Raw genomic sequence first — 16,873 nt, forward strand, 5'->3', positions numbered from 1 at the left:
GGAACCGCTCTAACTCTTTTTTACGCATTATCCTATGCAAAACCGCTGCGCAGTATTGCTGGAAATGTAATCAATCAGGCTGATAGTGCTGCCTTCAATGCCTTGGTAAGATCGGTCTTCTCCCAGGAGAAGGAACCATCACGACCAGCCTTGCGACCAAAATGGCCGTAAGAAGAGGTCTTGGCATAGATAGGCTTGTTGAGATCTAGATGCTTGCGGATGCCGGTTGGCGACAGGTCCATGACCTTGCGCAGCGCTTCCTCAACCGCCGATTCGTCAACCTTGCCGGTACCGTGCAGGTCAACATAGACCGAAAGCGGCTGGGCAACGCCAATGGCATAGGAAAGCTGGATCGTGCAACGGTCTGCGAGATTGGCCGCAACTACGTTCTTGGCAAGATAACGCGCAGCATAAGCAGCCGAACGGTCAACCTTGGTCGTGTCTTTGCCGGAGAATGCACCGCCGCCGTGCGGTGCTGCGCCGCCATAAGTGTCGACGATGATCTTGCGGCCGGTCAAACCGGCGTCACCATCCGGGCCGCCAATGACAAATTTACCGGTTGGATTGATGTACCAGTTGCAGTTTGCCGCAATCGGCAGATCGCCAAGCGCTTCGCGAATGTAAGGCTCGACAACCGAACGCACCTTCTTCGAATCCCAGCTGGCCTCGAGATGCTGCGTCGAAAGAACGATCTGCGTGACTTCAGCGGCCTTACCGTTCTCGTAACGAACCGTCACCTGGCTCTTGGCGTCAGGGCCGAGCTTGCCTGGATCGCCTTCACCTTTGTGGCGGGCTTCGGCAAGCTTTTCGAGAATCTTGTGCGAATAGTAGATCGGTGCCGGCATGAGATCTGGGGTTTCACGGCAGGCATAGCCGAACATGATGCCCTGATCGCCTGCACCTTCTTCGCCCTGACGATCAGATGCGTTGTCCACACCCTGCGCGATGTCGGCAGATTGTGGATGCAGAAGCACATCGATTTTCACCGTACGCCAGTTAAAGCCGTCCTGCTCATAACCGATTTCACGGATCGCCTTGCGCGCTGCCGAGCGGAAACGAGAAGGATTAATCAGTGGATGCCCCGCCGCGTCGTGCGCGATGGTGCCGTCCTTATTCTTCTTCAGGAAAGTGTCAGGCACGCGTACTTCGCCAGCGATGACCACGCGATTGGTGGTGGCAAGCGTTTCACATGCAACGCGAACAGACCAAGGATCGACGCCGGTGCGGCGCGCCTCCTTGTAAATCATGTCTACGATTTCATCGGAAATACGGTCGCAAACCTTGTCTGGATGACCTTCAGACACGGATTCGCTGGTGAAGAGATAAGAACTGCGCGACACGGGTAACCCCTCTTGAAAATCCAACGGAACGAATGTCCGCCATGGAAACACAGTAGCGCCCGGAACTGTTTCATTACGTTCCGGGCACATCAATGTGTTAGCGAAGTTGGGATTGGACCGTCAATGCATATTCTTGTTGCAACACCGCGATGCCGGAAAAAATCCTCCCGGCATACGCTTTTGTGAACAAATTACGCCTTATTCGCCTTCTGCAGCGAGAGACTTCACAAGATCAATGATTTTACGACGTACTTTAGGATCCGAAATCTTGGTAAATGCGCGCGTTAGCTGCACACCTTCGTTCGAATTGAGAAAATCAACGACGTAAGTCGCTTCATTGTCCTCAGCAAAACCACCGGGCGTTGTCGCACTGGAACCAGGCGCGTCTTCAAAAAAGAAAGAAACAGGAACGGTAAGGATAGAAGAAATAGCTTGAAGTCTGCTTGCACCGACGCGATTGGTGCCTTTTTCGTATTTCTGGATCTGCTGGAAAGTGATGCCGAGGCTTTCGCCTAATTTTTCCTGACTGAGACCCAGCATATTGCGGCGAAGGCGGATGCGGCTGCCAACATGCACGTCGATGGGGTTGGGTTTCTTTTTATTCTCAATCATACAGCTTTCACTCCTCGCAACTGCGAGCTTTCATTCATGTCCTGTTCATCTGAACAGCGATAAAATTCATTGTGGGAGGTAGTCTGACAGGTTTGCGCAAGAAACCGTCACCGCGCGACCATAACAGCTTAACAAAATTGTCGTGTCAATGAAAACGCCTGCCAATTGGCAGCCGCATGCACACGCATACGGCGAGTAAGGTTAACAGGATAGAAAGAGCCTGCTTACCACCGGGTGCATTGCCCCAAAATGGGACACGTTCTTCGGGAAGATAAGCATCTATGACGCCAACGGCGTCGAGTGGAAGTTGCTCTATGATTCGACCATAGGCATCGACGACTGCTGAAATACCATTATTTGCTGCACGCACCAACGGAAGGCCTTGTTCAACCGAACGCACCTGTGCCTGTCGGAAATGCTGGTAAGGTCCCGGCGTGTCACCGTACCAGGCATCATTGGTAACATTGACGATCGCAGTCACCTTGCGTCCAGTATAGGAAAGCTCGTCAGGGAAAATTGCTTCATAACAAATGAGCGGCAGGAAGGTCTGGCCTTCCATTACGTTGATGGCGTGGCGCGCCTTTGCGGCAGTAAAGCCGCCTGGCATCTCCACGATTTCCTGAAGACCTAAACTGCGCAAAATCTGCTCAAATGGCAAATATTCACCAAATGGAACAAGATGCACTTTGTCAGTGTAATCGATGATTTTTCCATCGCCGTTGATCGTCAGGATCGAATTATAATAACGCGGGTCGCGGCGCGGCACGAGTTCTTCGCGCACGGCACCCGTCAGCAAAACCTGATCGTCACCGACCACATCGGCAATACGCGCGAGCGCCTCTGGTGTCGATGACAGAATATAGGGAACCGCAGTTTCCGGCCAGATCACGACATCCGGCCTTGGATTGCCGTTTTTTGGCGCCTGTTCGGTCATCGCAATGAATTTGTCAAAAATTGCGCGACGCTCGTTGTTGTCCCACTTCAGGCTTTGCGAAATGGAAGGCTGCACAATACGGATCGAGAGCGTTGTGCGGTCTGTGTCGAGTGCAGGCGCGTTTGACAAGACCCAGAAGCCGAAGCCGATATGAGCGGCCACAAGCAGCGCTGCCAGCCCCATCCCCGTCTTTGCCAGTTTCCCGCCGCTGAGCAGCGCCGGTGCAGAAAAGACAAGCGCTGCAAGCGCACTCATGCCAACAAGACCGATAATCTCCACCGATTGCATCATCATTGGTGTCGGCATCGCGGCATAGCCCAATGCATTCCACGGAAAACCCGTGAAAACAAAGGTTCGCAACCATTCGGTGAAGCCGAAGCCAAGTGCGACAGCGAAAATACGCCCCATACCATCGGACCAGAACAGCCGAGCGATCATCGCAGCCAGTCCGTAGAAAATGGCAAGAAACGCCGGAAGGCCTAAAACGGCAAGTGGTATGGCCCAGGCAAACTGTCGCGCATCGACCAGAAGGGCCGACCCGATCCACCAGAGACCGGACACGAAATAGCCGAAGCCAAACCACCAGCCGATGAGGCCAACCGGGAAAAAGCGTTTTATCGGGCCTTTGTTCGCGTCGGGAACAGCGCCATCCATCAGCCAGACAAGCAGAGGGAAGGCGAAAAAGCCTGCGATGAAAACATCAAAGGGAGGCTGCGTCAGCGTCGCAATGGCGCCGCTGATAAAAGCAACCAATGCTCGACGCCAGCCGCTTAAAGACGCTATTTTCCCCGCAAGCCCCTTGATCATCAGGCCTCTTTGGACGCTTCCGTTGTTTCTGGCGTGCTATCGGAAACGCCTTCATCCGTCTTGGGTGTGGTTACGGCACGCAACTGCCTGCGACGATCAGCTTCTGAAAGAGGTACAATACGAACCCGCTTCACACGACGCGGGTCAACTTCCAGCACATGGAACTCATATCCCGGAATTGCCTGAACCACTTCACCGCGTACTGGAATGCGCCCGAGAACGGAGAAGATAAGGCCGCCGACAGTGTCGACATCCTCGCCATGCTCGCCCACTTCAAAGGAAGGGCCGATCTTCTGAGTCAGCTCCTCAAGATCAGCACGAGCATCAACAACAAAAACGCCGTCTGCTTCTTCGGCGATCATTATTTCTTCGTCGTCGTGCTCGTCTTCAATATCGCCGACGACCATTTCGACAATATCTTCCAGCGAAGCCAGACCGTCTGTGCCACCATATTCATCGATGACCAGCGCCATCTGGATATGGGTTGCCTGCATACGCGCCATCAGTCCGCTTGCCATCATCGATGGCGGTACGAACAAAACCTTACGCATCAGATTAAGTTCACCAATCGTCTTGGTAAGATCGATCCGGCCCATGTCAAACTTGGCAGCACTTGTCTCTGCAGTCTTGCGCGCGGTCGTTCGGCGGCTCGTCTTCTGACGGGCCTGCTTAGTGATATAATTAAGAACATCTCGGATATGGATCATGCCGCGCGGATCATCCAGCGTTTCGGCATAAACCGGCATACGCGAATGGCCCGAGCTTTCGAACAGTTCGAGCACTTCCCAAAGAGGCGTCGAGATTTCAACGGCCACGACATCCGCACGCGGAATCATCACGTCTTCGACGCGGATTTCACGCAGGCGCAGAATGTTATGAAGCATCGCCTTTTCTTCAGGCGAGAAAGCGGAGTCTTGTTCGCTTTCGGTGCTTGAAAGCGCATCAGCCAAATCTTCACGCAAGGAAGATGACTGACGCGAACGCATGAACGGGAAAATATTTGCCAGCAGGGAACGCTTTTCGCTCGATTGTGAGCGCTGCGTACTTTGCCCTTCGGCGTCTTGTGTGTCGCTTCGGCTATCGCCAGCGGTCGAGGAATTGTTTTGGTCAGCCATGATCAATCTGTTTCAACGTTTAAATCGGATACAGCATAAGGGTCAGGGATGGCAAGAGCATGAAGGATTTCGCGCTCACGGCGTTCCATCTCCTCGGCCTCCTCTTCCGTCTCGTGATCGTATCCCAAAAGATGCAAAAAGCCATGCACCACGAGATGGGAAAGATGGTTATCGAGTGGTTTGCCCTCTTCGATAGCTTCGCGTTCCACCGTTTCCCGTGCGACGATAATATCGCCAAGCATCGGGCCAGGCTGCTCGCCAGCCTTTACAGGGTAAGCTGGGAAGGACAGCACGTTGGTCGGCTTGTCCTTGTTACGCCACTCGGCATTGATCTTCCGGATTGAAGCATCGTCTGTAAAAACCAGACTGAGTTCGCTCTCTGCAGGCTTCAACCGGAGATTATCCCAGGCCGCCTCAACGGAGCGTTTCACAAGCCCTTCAAGGACTGTTTCATCCGGCCAGTTGCCGGCTTCGATCATAATATCGATTTGGATCGCGTTGTCTGACACTTCTGTCGCGGCTTGCGATGAAACAGCCGCTCTATCCTTCCAGTTGTTAAAAGAGACGTCCGCCTGAAAGCGGACGTAATATTTTTAGATCGTCATTGTCTCACAGGAATGCAAGACTAATCTTCAATCATTCCGACCGTGCGTGCTTTTTTGCATCATTGTCGTAAGCGCCGACAATTGCAGCCACCAGCGGATGGCGCACGACATCTTTCTCGGTAAAGCGCACCTTGACCACAGAATCCACGCCTTCGAGAACTCGAAGCGCCTCAACGAGACCGGATTTCTGGCCGGGCGGAAGATCGATCTGGCTTGGATCGCCATTGACCATCATGCGCGAACCTTCACCAAGACGTGTCAGAAACATCTTCATCTGCATGGATGTCGTGTTCTGCGCTTCATCGAGAATGACGGCCGAATGCGCAAGCGTGCGGCCACGCATGAAGGCAAGCGGAGCGATTTCAATCACGCCAGCTGTAATAGCGCGTTCGACTTTTTCCGCAGGCATCATGTCGTAAAGCGCGTCATAAAGCGGGCGAAGGTAAGGATCGACCTTTTCCTTCATGTCGCCCGGCAGAAAGCCGAGACGCTCGCCTGCTTCAACAGCCGGACGAGAAAGAATGATGCGCTCCACAAGACCGCGCTCCAGCAACATGGCTGCATGGGCGACCGCCAGATAGGTTTTACCCGTACCCGCAGGACCGACACCAAAAACCAGCTCCGAGCGTTCCAAGGCACGCATATAGGCGTCCTGAACCGGGGTGCGGGCAAAGATCGTCTTCTTGCGGGTGGATATCTGCGCCGACGAAAGCTTGCCCTTGTTTTCAAGGGTCGGCAGTGTCAGCTGATCGTCGGCAGCAATCGCCATGCGAAGAGCACCATCAACATCTGACGGTCCAAGTTCATGGCCCTTTTGCAGAGTTTCATAGAGATTATCCAACGCACGCCGTGCCTGTTCGGTGGCGGTGGGTTCTCCACGAATCGAAAGCTGATTGCCCTTTGAACGCACATCGACACCGAGCTTCTGCTCGATACGCGCCAAGTTCTCATCGAACTGGCCGTAAAGCGCACTGGCAAGACGGTTATTGTCGAATGTGAGGACGATATGAGCCATATCGGAGGCCCCAGAAGCTGAGCTTGTAACCGGGGTTATAGTCGGGCTGTTTTGCGTTTGAATGGTTGGCTTGGCAGGCTTTAACTTTTCCGTAGCGCTCAACCGCATCTCCCTAAGGTTCACGCATTGCAATCGCAGTACCGGCAGAATGTTCGGTACGAAACTCGAGACACCGCGACTACTGCCTGAATGACATCATGCGCTTAGACAAGCTTTTGCGCAATAAGACTATTGGTGCCAGTCCCCGTAATTTTTACGCGGATGATTTCACCGACCTGATCTTCATTGTCATCGATGATCGCAGGCAATAGCCATGGCGAACGGCCAACCATCTGACGGTCGAAACGGCCCTTCTTTTCCAGAAGCACATCCATTTCACGGCCAACGAGCGAATCCTGAAACGCATATTGCTGTTCGTTCAACAGCGTCTGAAGACGTTGCAGGCGTTCATCCTTGACTGCTTCTTCCACATGGTCGGGAAGATCCGCCCCGGGTGTGCCGGGACGCGGCGAATATTTGAACGAATAGGCCTGCGCATAATGCACTTCGCGCACCAGACGCATCGTATCTTCAAAATCCTGATCAGTTTCGCCGGGGAAGCCGACGATAAAATCACCCGATAGAGCCATATCCGGGCGCACTTCACGGATACGCTCGACAAGGCGGATATATTCATCAGCCTTGTGACGACGGTTCATCGCCTTGAGAATACGATCCGAACCCGCCTGAACCGGCAGATGCAGGTAAGGCATCAGCTGACGAAGATCGCGATGCGCTGCAATCAGCGTGTCGTCCATGTCACGCGGATGGCTGGTCGTATAACGCAAACGCGCCACACCGGGGATGCGTGCAAGGCGGAACAAAAGCTCACCAAGCCCCCACTCGCGACCATCATCACCCTCGCCATGCCATGCATTGACGTTCTGACCCAAAAGCGTGAGTTCGCGCACGCCGCTATCGGCTAGGCGTTCTGCTTCAGCAACAATCTGCGCAACACTGCGCGAGACTTCCGAACCACGCGTATAGGGCACTACGCAGAACGTACAGAACTTGTCGCAACCTTCCTGAACCGTCAGAAAAGCCGAGACACCACGCTTGCGGGTTTCTTCGCGCTTTGGTGCGGGCAGATGTTCGAACTTGTCTTCGATGGCATATTCGGTTTCGACAACCTTTTCGCCGCCACGCACGCGCGCAAGCGCATTCGGCAAACGATGATAGGTCTGAGGTCCGATCACCAGATCGACATTGGGCGCACGGCGCAGGATTTCCTGACCTTCAGCCTGTGCGACGCAACCGGCAACACCAATGGTCAATTCCTTGCCATTTGGTCCTCGTTTATCAGCCATCTTGCGCAGGCGACCCAGCGCTGAATAAAGCTTTTCCGATGCCTTTTCGCGAATATGGCAGGTGTTGAGCAGAACCAAATCAGCATCATCCGGCGTATCGGTCGTGACATAGCCTTCCTGTGCAAGGCTGTCGGCCATGCGCTGGCTGTCATAGACATTCATCTGGCAACCATAGGTCTTCACAAAGACCTTACGTGTGTTGCTGCCATCTGATGCTTTTTGAATATCGGTCATGTTTTCGCTCATGGCGGCTATCTAGCGTTTTTATCACGGCATTAAAAGGCGACAAACTTACGCTCTTAATCTTCCGCGATCTCGCGACCATGCAACGACGTCTGCAAAAGCGCCCTCACCCGGTTTTCCATGGAGCGGGCAAGCGCTTTGCGATCCGTATCGGCGGTTACCACAATCGGCTCACCGAAGCGCACTTCAACATCGATGGCACCTTCGCGCAGGATGCCCTTGAGATGTGGCATCAACTGAACATCACCCGGCCATGAGGCAATCGGGCGATGATAACGGCCCATCGCCATGCCATGCACACCAGTATAGGCAATTGCTACCGGCTGCACGATCACTTCCGGCACGCTGGCTTCGCGGATTGCTGCATGGGCAGCACCAAAAAGTGCGGTTTTAAATGGCAAGACACGATTGCCATCCGATGTCGTGCCTTCGGGAAACAGCACCATGGCATCGCCATCAGCCAGACGCCTGGCGATGTCGGATGTTTGTTCGCCGGTCTTGCCGCGCCGTTCACGCTCAACGAAGACGGTGCGCTGCAGCACTGCAAAGAATCCAAATACCGGCCAGCTTTTGACTTCGGACTTGGCGATGAATGACACCTGCCCTGTCGCCGAAAGAACGACAATATCGCTCCATGATGTGTGATTGGCGACCAGCAGCAGCGGTCGGCCTTCCGGCATTTCTCCGACAATCGCGATCCGAAAACCAAACAGGCGCGCTACAATGCGATGAAAAAAATTCGGCAGGCGGCGTTTCCATGTGTTTTTCAGTTTCAGAAAAACATACTGCACGGGAATAAGCGACAAGCTCAGCGTCACCATCGCTGCAACAACCAGAACGATGCGGATTGCACCAATCATTGTGGTCTCACCAGATCGCGTCGCAGAATGAAAGCCGACGAGCGGCCATTGGTTGTTTCATAATAAGCAGGGCGATCACCGACCTTGTTGAAACCCATGCGCCGATACAATACGAGTGCCGCGATGTTGTTTTCATCAACCTCCAGAAACAGCGTATCTGCGCGTTCCTGATAGAGATAACGCAGCACCGCATCCATCATCGAGCGTCCGACACCCCGCTTGCGCACCTCATCAGAAACCGCAATCGTTAAAATTTCCGCTTCGCCTGCAACCAGTCGCGCCAGCACAAAGCCACATGCCTTGCCGGGCTTACCCTCGGGCCGCGCAACAAAGCCGAACACCGAATCCTGCGCAATCAGCGAGCGGAAATCGTCCGAGCTCCAGCCATGATGAAAAGCCAGCGCGTGAATACGTTGGATTTCGCCGCTGTCCTGTGCGCCAAGCGGCTCAATTGAAACAGGTCTGCGGCCAAAGCGTCCAAGCACAAAGCTCATCATGACGCTATTCCCCGCCTGCCTTGCGCGGCAGTGCAAAACCCGTCTGCGGCTTCACATCAGGGCCACGCATATAAAGCGGCTTAGGGGCCTCACCCGGCTCGTGCAAGGCTGCGAGCTTTGCATAAGTGCCGATGTGTGCTGTCGGCTCACCGCGCGCAACACTGAAAGAACCTGCTAGAGTTTCATTGAGCGCAGCGGCAGCCGAACCCGACAGAATCGTGTCGGAAGATTGCTGTTGAATAAGCGCCAGCGCTTCCTCACGCGCCAGCACCATCGGGCCAGTTATGGCCACCCCGTCAGCACCAAAGGCCTGCGCATAAATCTCACCACGATGCGCTTCAAGCAAAACCAGAACCGGCTGTCCTGGATGGCTTATTGCAACTTCAGACGCGAGTGCATCAAACGCGCTTACGCCAAGTGCCGGGCGATCAAGTGCGAGTGCAAAACCGCGTGCGGCCGACACACCAATCCTCACGCCGGTAAAGGAACCAGGACCGACATTGACAGCTACACGATCAAGTTCGGTCATAGAAATTCCGGATTGCGTCATTGCCTGCCCAATATAGTCCATCAGGACTTCAGCATGTCCCTTGCCGATATTCTCGCTGATTTCAGCAAGAACTGTATTTGTGCCGGAATCATAGACTGCGGCAGCACACCAGGAAGAGGCGGTATCGAGGGCGAGTATCTTCATGTGCCATCGGGTAAATCAGAAATCGTCCTGCGACAAGCGAAACACATAAAACCGGCTAAATTTGCAGCTGTTTTCAGGAACAAAACTTTGTGCGGAACGTTTTTATGCTGGATGCGGGGCGGATACCATTTACCGTATCCCAAGACCGGCCTTTTATTGAGATCTGGCGAGACCGGTTTTTTTAGAGAAACAAATCTGTTTTTCATCGGTGATATCCCAATCACCGAAAACAAGCCGGATCGCGCAAAGGATATGAGGATAAAATGTCCAAGAAGTCGATGCATGCAACCCGCAACGATCTTCCCTCCAATACAAAGACCACGATGATCGCGCTGCTGAATGAAAATCTGGCCGCGACAATCGACCTTGCCCTCATCACCAAGCAGGCTCACTGGAACCTCAAGGGACCGCAATTTATCGCCGTGCATGAATTGCTCGACACGTTCCGCACTGACCTCGACGAGCATGTCGATACCATCGCCGAACGTGCCGTACAGCTTGGCGGAACCGCCTATGGTACGACACAGGTTGTCGCGAAAGACTCCAAGCTTGAGGCTTATCCGACCGACATTTACGCTGTTCATGATCATCTGGCAGCGCTGATCGAACGCTATGGCGATGTTGCAAATCTCGTACGCCAGTCGATCAAAGATGCAGATGAAGCAGGTGACGACACCACGGCGGATATTTTCACCGCCGCCTCGCGCAGCCTCGACAAGTCGCTGTGGTTCCTAGAAGCCCACGTTCAGGAAAAGAACTGATTTTGGTGTTCTGAGAATACGAATAAGGCCGGGAAATTTCCCGGCCTTATTTTTATCAGTTGGCCCATTCGCCGCCACGCATGACAGGCTCTCTGCTGCCATCTGCATTAACCCCATCGACATCAATCTTGTCGGAACCGATCATCCAGTCAATGTGAATGAGGCTTGAATTACCACCCTGTGCTGCAATCTGTTCAGGTGTAAGCTTTGCACCATCGATAAAGCATTTCGAATAGCACTGGCCGAGCGCGATGTGGCTCGCAGCATTTTCATCAAACAGCGTATTATAGAACAGAAGCCCGCTCTGCGAAATTGGCGAGGAGTGCGGAACCAGCGCCACTTCACCCAGACGACGTGCGCCTTCGTCCGTATCCAGTACCTTGTTGAGTACTTCTTCGCCACGGCTTGCCTTGGCTTCGACAATGCGTCCACCTTCAAAGCGCACGGAAATATTGTCGATCAGTGTGCCCTGATGCGACAGCGGCTTGGTACTCGATACATGCCCCTCGACGCGCAGCGCATGTGGTGTGGTGAATACTTCCTCGGTCGGGATATTCGGGTTGCAGGTTATGCCGTTCTTGGCCGTCGATGCGCCGCCATGCCATTCATGGCCATCGGCAAGACCGACCGTCAGGTCTGTGCCCGGTCCCTTAAAATGCAGCGCGCTGTAGGCTTTGCCGTTGAGGAAACGCGTGCGGGTGCGCAATGCTGCATTGTGCGCGGCCCATGCACCGACCGGATCGTCCACATCAACGCGGGAAGCAGCAAATATAGCATCGGCCAGCTTGCGGGTCGCAACGTCTTCTGCGTCATCTGGGAACATCAGCTTCGCCCATTCCGGGTTCGGGTAGGAAACGATATTCCAGTTGATGTCGAAACCTGCGATTTTTTCGAGCGCTGGCTGATAGGCCTTGGAGTTGGCGCGATTGGCGCGCGAAACCTTTGACGCATCCTGCGAGGACAACAGCATCGGATTATCAGCGGCGATGGCGAGACGTGCTGCGCCATTGGCATAGGCCTTGGCCATGCCTTCATAAAGCCAGCCAGCCGCACGATCAAAGCTCTCATCCGATGCATTTTCATAACGCGCCAGCGCAATTGCATCATCGGAGAAGAATGGCGTTACGACGCCTGCACCAGCCTTATAGGCGTGTTTCGCGATCAAACGCACCAGCGGCAGCGCAACGACAGGTGCGGTGATGACAAGGTCCTGACCTTCGCGCAATTGCAGCCCGACGCGCACAGCGACTTCGGCCAGACGTTCGAGTTTTACCGGATCGATGACGGGAGCGTTATTGTCATGTGCCATATGGCTGCAAGCCTCGTGTTTGAAAGAATCAGCGGCAGTTTAGAGCGCTTTTCAATCTGATTGCACCAGATAAGCGCCCCAATCTCTTTTTGGCGCACATCGTGTCTGAAAACTGCGCCGCACTTTTCAGGATGCGCTGGGCAAGATGACTTAATTTCACCACGCTTTTTCTCGCCACTGCGCTATATTTAGATCGCGGTCGATAGAAACTTTTACTCAATGAGAGCAACGGCTATGAAGAAAAGCGTGCTTATTATCCTTGGTCTGGCGGGCTTGGTTGCAGGCTGTCAAACTATGACACCCGAACAGCGCCGCGCAGCAGACGAACAGACCTGCCGCAGCTATGGTTTCAAACAAAAATCCGATGCGTTTTCCAACTGCCTGTTGCAGCTTGATCTTGACCGCCGTGCGGATCGTCGTGCCTGGCAGAACAAACCTGATTTCTATGATATGCCCATGGTTATCTATCAGCCTGTTTATCGACCCGTACCAGTGCAGGCAAAATAATAAAAAAGCGCCCTTTCGGGCGCTTTTTTGTGCTTAAGTCAGCTTTTAAAGTGGTAATTCCGGTCGTTCCTGCGACAGAAGCATCGCGCCGATTGCATCGACATGCTTCTTATCGGCGGTATAGCCGAGAGATACATTTTCCGCAGCCGGAGCCGTTTCATCGAATGTCGGCTGATAGCTTGCCACCTGTGTCATAACCGGCTTTTCCGCTGGTTTGACAGGCAGAGCAGCCAAACGATCACCACGAGCCTGTGGGCCGACGCCGCCATTCTGCTGGGTTTCTGTCGTCTTCGCTGCTTCAGCCAATGCAACCTGCACTGTTGGCTGTGCCTGCGGAACAGTCGCATCCTGCTGATCGGTTACGTTGTAGAACGGACCTTCAGGCATGGATGGTGCCTGTGGAGTAGAAGCATAGGCCAGATTGTACGGGGTCTGTGGAACCGGATTTTCCAGTTCGCCATCGCGACCACGCTTTTCGTAGAAGGAGTTTCCGCCAGCAACCAGCACGTAATGCATGTTGCGGTAAGGGAACTTCAAGCCAGCCGTGTGGAAGAACATCGAGTTCTTCAGCGATGGATGACGCTTGCCCTTAAGAACAGCATCGGCTGTTGCCTGAACGTCAGGCATAGCCTTTGAATTCATCTTGCGTGTCAGAACGCCGGGCGCAAACTGGTTCTTCTGACCAACAACGCCGCAGATCGTATCCGGATAGCTACCCGAAGCGAGACGGTTCATCACAACCGTACCAACGGCCATCAGACCATCGGGGCTTGAACGGTTGGATTCGAAGAACATCGCACGTTCGAGGCATTCGCGGTCTTTGGCGGTGTATGTGAAAGTCTTGACGCCATTGACTGTCTTGACGTGGCTAGCCGCCGCCGTCTTTTCGGTTTTGGTTTTGGTCGTACCACTGGTCGTCGTGCAACCCGTCACCAAAAATGGCGCAACCAGCAGCCCTAGAATAACGGGCAATTTCCATTTCGAAGCGCGCGTCAACGGCTCAGTCTCATAGTTAGGACCCTTAACTGATCCAACCTGGCCTCCGCCCCGCAAAAGGCGTTTGAAACCTGGCTGTGGTGCCACCGCATAAAACTATGCAGCAGATTTGAACTAACAGAGCAGCCTTTGCACATCCTTCTAAGATGCCCGGCGCTCCAGCCAAATAGAACGAAAATCATAAAATAAACGTTCTGCTGTCACTCATTGCATTCAAGGTTTTAGAATTTTTAGGCCAAAAAAAGGCGAATGGTCAAATTCCAAAAGTCATGACACCTCCAAAACAGAGGCAGATTGAACCCGAATCCAGAGCTTAATTTTCCCCACAAACCCCTTAAATTTATTAACAAATCCTTAACGTGATTTAGCAAATCTTATAAGTTATTGATTTAACGCGATTCAATTTGCTGAAATACAGGCCACATCACTGCCTTATTTCGCCGATGTTTCAAGATTTTACGCAAGCGTCTTTTTAAGCTTTTTCGATGCTGCTTTTGACCTCGATTTCGCCGGCTCTTCAACTTTGTCACGATCATTGTAACATCGTGTGATACTGGCCGTTTTGGCACGTTGTGGATATTGAATTCCGAATCGGAAGGTTGGAACTGAGTCGTAACGTTCTTGCCGAATATGCAAAACGGCCCGTCGCATTTTCAGCAACGAGCCGCTTGTATAGGGTTCTGCAAATCGAGATTTGGTTATCCGAATGAGTATCCAGCACCGCGTACCGTGCGGATAGGATCAAGCGCGCGACCAACATTAATTGCCTTGCGAAGACGTCCGACATGCACGTCGACTGTTCTATCATCGACATAAATGTCTGGCCCCCAGACGCCATCAAGCAACTGGCTGCGCGAGAAGACACGGCCCGGCGACATCATGAAATATTCGAGCAGGCGGAATTCTGTCGGTCCGAGACGGACTTCCTTTTCCTTGCGATAGACGCGATGCTGCTGGCGGTCGAGAACAAGATCGCCGACTTTCAGCACATGCGACAGGACACTCGGATTGGCGCGACGGAGCATGGCTTTGACGCGAGCCAGCAATTCCGGTGTCGAAAAAGGTTTGACGACATAATCATCGGCACCCACGCTCAGGCCACGAACGCGTTCGCTTTCTTCACCGCGTGCGGTCAACATGATGATCGGCAGGCGCTCTGTTTCCGGCCACTGGCGCAGACGGCGGCACAGCTCGATCCCGGAAACACCAGGGAGCATCCAGTCCAGAATAAGAAGATCCGGCACATTTTCACGAAGTGCGATTTCGGCTTCATCGCCGCGCAGCATCGCGTCAACCTGATACCCCTCGGCTTCGAGGTTATAACGCAGGAGTACACTCAGGGCTTCTTCGTCTTCAACCACAGCAATCTTGGGTGCCTGTGACATCCAGTATTTCCTATCCAAAATTTAGAGCGCCTGTGATCCGACTAAATTGGATCATGCTCTAAGCACTTGTTTTTATCGCATATACTTCCCAAAATCGCTTCGCACTTTTTGGGATGCGCTTGAGGCAGCGGAAGATACAAGCCCCCGATCGACCGCGTGCCGTCGCGTTTTTCATATTCATGCAGGCATCTGGACCGCACGAATGCGGTGCCAGATGTTCTTAGGATTTACGCGCCTCGTCCACGACGATACCGTGGCTCAGGTCTTCTTTTGGGCGCTCCGCAGGCATTTGCAGACCGGTCACGATGTAATAGACCGTCTCAGCAATGTTGGTTGCGTGATCGCCAATGCGCTCGATGTTCTTTGCGCAAAACAGAAGATGCGTGCAGGCGGAAATGTTGCGCGGATCTTCCATCATGTAGGTCAACAACTCGCGGAACAGCGAAGTGTACATCGAGTCAATTTCGTCATCGCGGTCGCGAACGACGTTGATCTGCTGTACCGAGCGCGTTGCATAGGCATCGAGCACGTCTTTGAGTTGGGTGAGTGCCAGCTCAGCCAAGGTTTCAAGGCCGCGATAGAGCTTGACCGGCTGGCGCGATTCCGAAACCGCAGCAACGCGCTTAGCAATATTTTTGCCAAGATCGCCAACGCGCTCCAGATCGGCAGAGATACGGATCGAGCCGATGATTTCACGCAGATCGACAGCCATTGGCTGGCGCTTGGCGATAATCATTACGGCCTTATCATCAATCTCGCGCTCACTTGCATCGAGGATGAGATCGTCGGAGATAACACGCTGGGCAAGTGCATTGTCGGCATTGACAATCGCTGCAACGGACTGCTCGACCATGCGCTCTGCATGACCGCCCATCTCGGCGATCTTATGCGTGAGGAACTGCAGTTCTTCGTCGTAAGCGCTAACAGTATGCTGAGACGCCATAATAGACCTCAATGTAAATTGCGGGGAAGCCAAACAGCTTTGTTATCAAACCAGCCGCCGCTCCCGTTCCAATTAATTAGCCAAAGCGACCGGTGATGTAGTCCTGCGTGCGCTTTTCGGTCGGTGCCGTGAACATCACGTCCGTATCACCCACTTCCACCAGATTGCCCAGATGGAACATGGCAGTACGCTGCGAAACGCGTGCGGCCTGCTGCATGGAGTGTGTAACGATGACGATGGTGTAGTTCTGGCGCAGTTCGTCGATCAGCTCTTCAACCTTGGCGGTCGCGATCGGATCGAGTGCCGAGCAAGGCTCATCCATCAGGATCACTTCGGGACTGACGGCAATAGCGCGCGCGATGCACAGACGCTGCTGCTGACCACCGGAAAGACCGGTGCCGGCATCATGCAGACGATCCTTGACCTCTTCAAAGAGGCTGGCCTTCTGCAAGCTGGTGACAACGATTTCTTCGAGATCGGTCTTGTTGCGGGCAAGGCCGTGAATACGTGGGCCATAGGCGACGTTTTCAAAGATCGACTTCGGAAATGGATTTGGCTTCTGGAACACCATGCCAACGCGAGCGCGCAATTCAACAACGTCGATCTTCGGATCGTAGATGTCTTCGTTGTCGAGCGTGATCTTGCCCGCGATGCGGCAACCTTCGATGGTGTCGTTCATGCGGTTAAGCGAACGCAGGAAGGTAGACTTGCCGCAACCCGAAGGACCGATCAGCGCTGTGACCATCTTTTCCGGAACTTCCAGATCGACTTCGAACAGAGCCTGCTTCTCGCCATAAAACACGCAGACCTTGTCACCGCGCATCTTAACGGAGGGGGCGTTGGTGTTCATCTTTTCTCCTACGGCTTTTTCGAGAGATCGTTCAGTCATGAGATTCATCATTTC

17 protein-coding genes are annotated in these 16,873 nt (G+C 53.5%); 2 read left to right on the plus strand and 15 right to left on the minus strand.

Going from position 1 to position 16,873, the window contains the following annotated elements; all coding sequences use genetic code 11:
• Positions 1-74 precede the first annotated feature (74 nt).
• The 10 genes from metK to tsaB form a co-directional block, all read right to left on the minus strand.
• Positions 75-1,340, minus strand: a complete 1,266-nt coding sequence (gene metK / locus QSJ70_RS08125; RefSeq protein ID WP_215775882.1) for a methionine adenosyltransferase — start codon at positions 1,338-1,340, stop codon at positions 75-77.
• A gap of 198 nt (positions 1,341-1,538) precedes the next feature.
• A complete protein-coding gene (locus QSJ70_RS08130; RefSeq protein WP_215775881.1) occupies positions 1,539-1,952 on the minus strand; it encodes a helix-turn-helix domain-containing protein in 414 nt (137 codons plus the stop codon).
• 145 nt (positions 1,953-2,097) lie between these two features.
• Positions 2,098-3,693 (minus strand): apolipoprotein N-acyltransferase, encoded by a 1,596-nt coding sequence (gene lnt / locus QSJ70_RS08135; protein ID WP_215775880.1) that lies wholly within the window; start codon positions 3,691-3,693, stop codon positions 2,098-2,100.
• Positions 3,693-4,808: a hemolysin family protein gene (locus tag QSJ70_RS08140; protein WP_113485512.1), complete on the minus strand. Its 1,116-nt coding sequence runs from the start codon at positions 4,806-4,808 to the stop codon at positions 3,693-3,695. Before QSJ70_RS08140 ends, lnt begins: the two co-directional genes overlap by 1 nt.
• A gap of 2 nt (positions 4,809-4,810) precedes the next feature.
• A complete protein-coding gene (gene ybeY, locus QSJ70_RS08145; RefSeq protein ID WP_215775879.1) occupies positions 4,811-5,317 on the minus strand; it encodes an rRNA maturation RNase YbeY in 507 nt (168 codons plus the stop codon).
• Positions 5,318-5,444: 127 nt separating this feature from the next.
• Positions 5,445-6,530 carry a PhoH family protein gene (locus tag QSJ70_RS08150; protein ID WP_171380001.1) on the minus strand — a complete coding sequence of 362 codons (1,086 nt, stop codon included), beginning with the start codon at positions 6,528-6,530 and terminating at the stop codon, positions 5,445-5,447.
• Between the two features lie 101 nt (positions 6,531-6,631).
• Positions 6,632-8,020, minus strand: a complete 1,389-nt coding sequence (gene miaB, locus QSJ70_RS08155; protein ID WP_105519106.1) for a tRNA (N6-isopentenyl adenosine(37)-C2)-methylthiotransferase MiaB — start codon at positions 8,018-8,020, stop codon at positions 6,632-6,634.
• 53 nt (positions 8,021-8,073) lie between these two features.
• Positions 8,074-8,877, minus strand: a complete 804-nt coding sequence (olsA, locus tag QSJ70_RS08160) for a lyso-ornithine lipid O-acyltransferase (protein WP_215775878.1) — start codon at positions 8,875-8,877, stop codon at positions 8,074-8,076.
• Positions 8,874-9,374 (minus strand): ribosomal protein S18-alanine N-acetyltransferase, encoded by a 501-nt coding sequence (gene rimI / locus QSJ70_RS08165; RefSeq protein ID WP_215775877.1) that lies wholly within the window; start codon positions 9,372-9,374, stop codon positions 8,874-8,876. The genes olsA and rimI overlap by 4 nt, the downstream gene beginning before the upstream one ends.
• 4 nt (positions 9,375-9,378) lie before the next feature.
• A complete protein-coding gene (gene tsaB, locus QSJ70_RS08170) occupies positions 9,379-10,068 on the minus strand; it encodes a tRNA (adenosine(37)-N6)-threonylcarbamoyltransferase complex dimerization subunit type 1 TsaB (protein WP_285535694.1) in 690 nt (229 codons plus the stop codon).
• A 263-nt stretch (positions 10,069-10,331) separates the two neighbouring features.
• Here tsaB and dps point away from each other — a divergent pair, with 263 nt between their 5' ends.
• Positions 10,332-10,829 carry a DNA starvation/stationary phase protection protein Dps gene (dps, locus tag QSJ70_RS08175; protein ID WP_007872793.1) on the plus strand — a complete coding sequence of 166 codons (498 nt, stop codon included), beginning with the start codon at positions 10,332-10,334 and terminating at the stop codon, positions 10,827-10,829.
• 55 nt (positions 10,830-10,884) lie between these two features.
• Here dps and QSJ70_RS08180 read toward each other — a convergent pair whose 3' ends face one another.
• On the minus strand, positions 10,885-12,138 hold the full coding sequence (locus tag QSJ70_RS08180) for an aminopeptidase (RefSeq protein WP_113485517.1): 1,254 nt from the start codon (positions 12,136-12,138) through the stop codon (positions 10,885-10,887).
• Positions 12,139-12,372: 234 nt separating this feature from the next.
• Here QSJ70_RS08180 and QSJ70_RS08185 point away from each other — a divergent pair, with 234 nt between their 5' ends.
• On the plus strand, positions 12,373-12,645 hold the full coding sequence (locus QSJ70_RS08185) for a hypothetical protein (RefSeq protein ID WP_252349029.1): 273 nt from the start codon (positions 12,373-12,375) through the stop codon (positions 12,643-12,645).
• 45 nt (positions 12,646-12,690) lie between these two features.
• On the opposite strand, the gene QSJ70_RS08190 is transcribed toward QSJ70_RS08185, so the two are convergent.
• The 4 genes from QSJ70_RS08190 to pstB form a co-directional block, all read right to left on the minus strand.
• Complete coding sequence (locus QSJ70_RS08190) at positions 12,691-13,641, minus strand: cell wall hydrolase (RefSeq protein WP_285535697.1); 951 nt, start codon at positions 13,639-13,641, stop codon at positions 12,691-12,693.
• Between the two features lie 698 nt (positions 13,642-14,339).
• Positions 14,340-15,026, minus strand: coding sequence for a phosphate regulon transcriptional regulator PhoB (gene phoB, locus QSJ70_RS08195; RefSeq protein WP_064322291.1), 687 nt, complete (start codon positions 15,024-15,026; stop codon positions 14,340-14,342).
• 220 nt (positions 15,027-15,246) lie between these two features.
• Positions 15,247-15,969, minus strand: coding sequence for a phosphate signaling complex protein PhoU (gene phoU, locus QSJ70_RS08200; protein ID WP_007872775.1), 723 nt, complete (start codon positions 15,967-15,969; stop codon positions 15,247-15,249).
• Positions 15,970-16,045: 76 nt separating this feature from the next.
• The gene (gene pstB / locus QSJ70_RS08205) at positions 16,046-16,819 is read right to left on the minus strand and encodes a phosphate ABC transporter ATP-binding protein PstB (RefSeq protein ID WP_231193899.1); all 774 of its coding nucleotides are present in this window, start codon (positions 16,817-16,819) and stop codon (positions 16,046-16,048) included.
• Positions 16,820-16,873: the final 54 nt, after the last annotated feature.

Source organism: Brucella sp. NBRC 12950 (assembly GCF_030268145.1).
GTDB lineage: Bacteria > Pseudomonadota > Alphaproteobacteria > Rhizobiales > Rhizobiaceae > Brucella.